Genomic DNA, 4776 nt, shown 5'->3' on the forward strand with positions numbered 1-4776 from the left:
GGGGCCGCGCGCGCGATCTGCAACGGCTCGCCTGGTTCACGGCGCGACGCCTGTTCGCGCTCTTTCTGACGGTGCTGGTCGGCGTCTACCTGACGATCGTCATCGCGAACATGGGCGGGCAGGTCGACGAGCTCAGGCTCGTGCAGATCCGCTCGACGATCGCCGAGCAGGTGCGTGCCGACCCGGCCTTCTTCGACATGTCGAGCGCCGAGCGCAACGCGCTGATCGAGCGCCGCGTCGCGCTCGAGGTCGAGCGGCTGCGCCTCGATCAACCCTTCGTGCTGCGCAGCTTCGATTACCTCGAACGCGCGATGCGGCTCGACCTCGGCCGTGCCGAACACATGCACAGCGACCAGGGCGCGCGCGAGGTGCACCGGATCATCGCCGAGCGGTTGCCGGCGACGCTGTTGCTGTTCGGCACCGCGAATCTGCTGGTCTTCTTCAGCTCCGTGTGGATCGCGCTCGCGCTGTCGCGCCGGTACGGCAGCGCGCTCGATCGGCTGGTCATCGCGTTGGCGCCGAGCTCGGCCGCGCCCGGCTGGTTCTACGGCATCTTCTTGATCCTGATCTTCGCGTTCGTGATCCCGGTTCTGCCGGCCGGCGGCATGGTCCGGGTGCCGCCGCCGGATAACGCCTGGGCCTACGCCGCGAGCCTGGCGCAGCACATGATCCTGCCGGTCGCGGCGATGTTCCTGTCGTCGATCTTCATGGCCATCTATTCCTGGCGGACCTTCTTCCTGATCCATTCGAGCGAGGACTATGTCGAGATGGCCCGCGCAAAGGGCCTGGCCCCGCGCTTGATCGAGCGCCGCTACATCCTGCGCCCGACCTTGTCGCCGATCGTGACCAGCTTCGCGCTGATGCTGATCGGCCTCTGGGGCGGGGCCATCATCCTCGAGCAGGTCTTCAACTGGCCGGGACTCGGCACCTTGCTGTTCCAGGCGATCGGTTACCGGGATACGCCGGTCATTATCGGTTCGGTCGTGATCTTCGCCTATCTACTCGCCATCACCGTGTTCCTGCTCGACATCCTCTACGCGATCCTGGACCCGCGCGTGCGCGTCGGCGAGGGGCGCCGATGAGCCGCTGGTCGTCCGGTCTCGCGACGCTGAAGCGCTACCCGTCGGCCGTGCTCGGTCTGTCGTTGATCCTGTTCCTGGTCGGGTTGTCCGTCTATACGCTGGTCGCGATTCCCTACTCGCAGGCGCTGGATCTGTGGCGCGGCGGCGAGCCTTGGCGAATGCATCCGGTCAATGCCCAGCCGGTCTGGACCAATTGGCTCGACGGGGCCGACCGGCCGCGCACGCAGGTGATCCGCGGTGAACCGGCCGACGCCGAGCGGCGGGATTACGACGGCGTGCGCCAACTGCGGATCCCGCTCGTCTTCGAGTACCACCACGCGGCCTTTCCGAGCGAACTGAACCTGTTCCTCGCGACCCCGGCCGACGGCCGCGAGGCCTTCGTCCGTCTGACCTGGCAGACCCCCGATGGCCGCGAGATCCCGCTCGGCGGCCAGCGGATCAGCGGCGATGCCCGGATCTCGCTGTCGCAGGACTGGGCGCTCGAGCGGCGCCTCGGGCGCGTGCCGCATGTCGGGCTGTTCGCCGAACCGGACGACCCGGCGCAGCCGGCCCGCGTGCAGCCGGGTCGCTTTCAGCTCCTGCTCGAGGCGATCCAGTTCGATACCGCCGCGGCCGACAGCGACCTGACCGCCGAGCTCGTCGTCTACGGCCGCGTGCATGGTCTGGCCGGCACCGACCACCGGCGCCGCGACCTGATGGTCGCCCTGCTCTGGGGCACGCCGGTCGCGCTGGCCTTCGGCCTGCTCGCCGCGGTCGGCACGACCTTGACGACACTGGTCATCGCCGCGACCGGGGTCTGGTTCGGCGGTTGGCTCGATGCCGCGATCCAGCGCCTGACCGAGGTCAACATCATCCTGCCGATGCTGCCGATCCTGGTCATGATCGGGACCCTCTACTCGACCAGCATCTGGGTCATGCTCGGGGTCGTGATCGCGCTCGGCATCTTCAGCGCCGGCATCAAGATGTACCGGGCCATGCTGTTGCCGCTGCGCGAGGCGCCCTATATCGAGGCGGCGCGGGCGTACGGCGCCGGCTCGATGCGGATCATCCTGCGCTACATGATCCCGCGGATCCTGCCGGTGCTGATCCCGACCTTCGTGACCCTGATCCCGAGCTTCGTGTTCCTCGAGGCATCCCTTGCACTGCTCGGGCTCGGCGATCCGCTGCTGCCGACCTGGGGCAAGGTCTTGAACGACGCGCAGGCCCAGAGCGCGCTCTACAACGGTTACTACTATTGGGTTCTCGGACCCGCTGGCCTGTTGATGCTGACCGGGCTGGGTTTCGCGATGCTCGGCTTCGCGCTGGACCGGGTCTTCAACCCACGGCTGCGGAGCCTCTGATGACCGAGCCGCGCGATGCGATGCCCCCGCGCGCCGACGCCGAGCGGTCGCTATTGGTCGTCGAGGACCTGTGCCTCTCCTACCGGACTAGCCGCGGCCCGGTGCGCGCCGTCGATCGCGTCAGCTTCGATCTACGCCGGCGAGAAGCCCTGGTCGTGCTCGGTGAATCCGGCTGCGGCAAGAGCTCGCTGGCCAAGGCCTTGTTGCGGCTGTTGCCGCGCAATGTCGATCAGGTCTCGGGTCAGGTGCGACTCGCCGGCCTGGATCTGCTCGCGCTGTCCGAGGAGCGCCTGCGCGTCGACGTGCGCTGGGTGCGCATCGCACTCGTGATGCAGGCGTCGATGAACGCGTTGAACCCCGTCGTGCGCGTTGGCGAGCAGGTCGCCGAGCCATTGCGCGTGCACCGCGGCTGGTCGCGCGCGCGCGCGCTCGAGCGCGCCGCCGAGACCTTCGCGCTGGTCGGCGTCGCGACGGACTTCCTGCAGCGCTATCCGTTCGAGCTCTCGGGCGGCATGCGCCAGCGCGTCGTGTTGGCGATGGCCTTGGTCACCGAGCCGGATCTGGTGATCCTCGACGAGCCGACCTCGGCCCTCGACGTCCTGACCCAGGCGAGCATCATGAACCGGCTCAAGCAGATCAAGGCCGAGCTCGGCACCAGCTTCATCTTGATCACGCACGACGTGGCGACCTCGAGCGAGCTGGCCGACCGGGTCGCGCTGATGTACGCCGGCCAGATCGTCGAGGTCAGCGACGCGGCCGGCTTCTTCCGCGAGCCCTTGCACCCCTATGCGCAGCGCTTGATGGCCAGCGTGCCGCGTCTGCATCAGGCCGAGCGGCCGAGCCACATCCCCGGGCAGCCGCCGAGCCTGCTGTCGCCGCCGGCCGGCTGCCGGTTCGCCGAGCGCTGTCCGCGACGCCATGGGCGCTGCGTCGAGGAGCCGCCGATCTTCCAGCGTCCCGGCCGGCACGCGGTGCGCTGCTGGCTGGCGGCCCCGGGAGGGTCGACCTGATGGCCTCGCACCCGGAACAGACCACGGGTCCGCTGCTCGCGGTGCGCGACCTTCGGACCTGGTTCGAGCTGCGTCAATGGGGATTCATGCGCGTCGGCTCGGTGCGCGCCGTCGATGGCGTCAGCTTCGAGTTGGCCCGCGGCGAGGCCGTGGCGATCGTCGGCGAGAGTGGCTGCGGCAAGAGCTCGTTGGCCCGCACGCTGCTCGGGCTGCATCGGCCGAGCGGCGGCGTCGTCGATTTCGAGGGCCAGGATCTCGGGCGACTCGATGCGCGGGCGCTGAAGGACTATCGCGCGCGCGTCGGCTACGTGCAGCAGGATCCGTACGGGGCGCTTCCGCCGTTCCTCGATGTCCGGCGGATCCTCGCCGAACCCCTGATCGTTCATGGCGTCAGCGACCGGCACGAGCGCGAGCGGCGCATCCGCGCGGTCCTCGAGGAGGTGCGCCTCACCCCGCCCGACGAGGTCCTGCCGAAGTTCCCGCACATGCTGAGCGGCGGCCAGCAGCAGCGCGTCGTGATCGCTCGCGCGCTGATCCTCGCGCCGCACCTGATCATCGCCGACGAGCCAGTGTCGATGCTCGATGCCTCGGTCCGCGTCGAGATCCTGACCTTGCTGCGCGAGATCCAGCGCGAGCGCCGCCTGACGCTGGTCTTCATCACGCACGACCTGGCGACGGTGCGCCATTTCACCGAGCGCCTGTTCGTGATGTACGCCGGGCGCATCGTCGAACAGGCCCAAGTCGATGCCCTGCTCGATCGCCCGCTGCATCCCTACACCCAGGCCCTGCTCGCCGCGATCGCCGATCCGGACGCCGCGAACGCAACGCGCGTCCGCTCGATCCCGGCTGGCGAGCCCCCGAGCCTGGTCAACCCGCCGCCTGGCTGCCGTTTCCATCCGCGCTGCCCGCAGGCGATCGCCGGCCGTTGCGAGGTCATGGACCCGCCGCTGTTCGAGCCGCAAGCCGGCCACCTGACCGCCTGCTGGTTGCATGCCTGACGGCCGTGGCGAGGCATGTCGCGGCGTCATGCCAGAGCCACAGCCGGCCCGGTCGACGACGAGAGGTGCCCTCGTGGGACTGATCCTCACCGGCCTCGCGCTCGCGTTGACCGGTCTCGCCCTGTTGCTCGCCCAGACCATGCGCCTCATCGAACCGGGCATCCTGCTGGCCTTGGCCGCCTTCATCTCCGCCTTCCTCGGCATCTTCGTCGGCGTCGCCGGCATCGTCCGCCGCCGCTGACCGCCGCTTCGGCCCAGGTCCCATGCGTGCGCCGGGGTGGTTCTGCACCTTTCATCCAACCAAGGTGACAGCGTCTCGCTCCCCCTGCGCGCGCCGGGGTCCTGC

General features: G+C 69.3%; 5 protein-coding genes. All 5 read left to right on the forward strand.

Annotation, left to right across the window (positions count from 1 at the left end; translation table 11 throughout):
• Positions 1–1082 (forward strand): ABC transporter permease (locus ABC977_RS17880; protein WP_439849210.1); only part of this gene is annotated, 1082 nt, incomplete at its 5' end.
• Positions 1079–2422 carry an ABC transporter permease gene (locus tag ABC977_RS17885; RefSeq protein ID WP_369668630.1) on the forward strand — a complete coding sequence of 448 codons (1344 nt, stop codon included), beginning with the start codon at positions 1079–1081 and terminating at the stop codon, positions 2420–2422. The genes ABC977_RS17880 and ABC977_RS17885, both read left to right, overlap by 4 nt.
• A gap of 20 nt (positions 2423–2442) precedes the next feature.
• A complete protein-coding gene (locus ABC977_RS17890; RefSeq protein WP_369668634.1) occupies positions 2443–3432 on the forward strand; it encodes an ABC transporter ATP-binding protein in 990 nt (329 codons plus the stop codon).
• Positions 3432–4430: an ABC transporter ATP-binding protein gene (locus ABC977_RS17895; protein ID WP_369668631.1), complete on the forward strand. Its 999-nt coding sequence runs from the start codon at positions 3432–3434 to the stop codon at positions 4428–4430. Before ABC977_RS17890 ends, ABC977_RS17895 begins: the two co-directional genes overlap by 1 nt.
• A gap of 73 nt (positions 4431–4503) precedes the next feature.
• On the forward strand, positions 4504–4671 hold the full coding sequence (locus ABC977_RS17900; protein ID WP_369668632.1) for a hypothetical protein: 168 nt from the start codon (positions 4504–4506) through the stop codon (positions 4669–4671).
• Positions 4672–4776: the final 105 nt, after the last annotated feature.

The sequence above is a fragment of the Thioalkalicoccus limnaeus genome, from assembly GCF_041197575.1.
GTDB lineage: Bacteria > Pseudomonadota > Gammaproteobacteria > Chromatiales > Chromatiaceae > Thioalkalicoccus > Thioalkalicoccus limnaeus.

Excerpts from the sequence above, each read along its gene's own strand:
- ABC977_RS17885 (WP_369668630.1), top strand. The coding sequence starts at position 1,079 with ATGAGCCGCTGGTCGTCCGGTCTCGCGACGCTGAAGCGCTACCCGTCG.
- ABC977_RS17890 (WP_369668634.1), top strand. The coding sequence starts at position 2,443 with ATGCCCCCGCGCGCCGACGCCGAGCGGTCGCTATTGGTCGTCGAGGAC.
- ABC977_RS17895 (WP_369668631.1), top strand. The coding sequence starts at position 3,432 with ATGGCCTCGCACCCGGAACAGACCACGGGTCCGCTGCTCGCGGTGCGC.